Source organism: Pseudoalteromonas sp. BMB (assembly GCF_001709235.1).
GTDB classification, from domain to species: domain Bacteria; phylum Pseudomonadota; class Gammaproteobacteria; order Enterobacterales; family Alteromonadaceae; genus Pseudoalteromonas; species Pseudoalteromonas maricaloris.
Genome location: NZ_MBQA01000027.1, coordinates 1 through 355, shown reverse-complemented (window position 1 = coordinate 355; position 355 = coordinate 1). Strand labels below are relative to the sequence as shown.

Annotated in this window: 1 protein-coding gene; it reads left to right on the top strand. The window is 48.2% G+C overall.

From position 1 onward, the window contains the following. Positions 1-107: 107 nt before the first annotated feature. The coding region (locus tag BB427_RS02755) for a hypothetical protein (protein ID WP_254663568.1) at positions 108-355 on the top strand (248 nt) is incomplete at its 3' end.

The following is a 355-nucleotide window of genomic DNA, read 5'->3' as shown; positions in this document are numbered from 1 at the left end:
TCAGATGTGTATAAGAGACAGCCTTATATGATGAGTCAGGTAATAAAGCGGCGGTTATCAGTAAAACGGGCGCTGTGACGCGCTTACACTACGACCGAGCTGGGCGCGTGACAAAGACCATTCAATATGCACCAAACGTGAACACGTCACAGTGGCTGTCATCGGGTGGCGCGATGTTGAAAACCCTTGAGCAACTGGATAATGACCTAAATGTCCATACTTATAATGGATCCACCCGAATCACACGCACACTCTATACCTTAGCGGGCCGGAAGCAATACGACATCGACGCTAAAGGCTATGTGACCGAGTACCTCTACAACGATAAAGGCCAGCTAACAGAGCAAAAGCAATA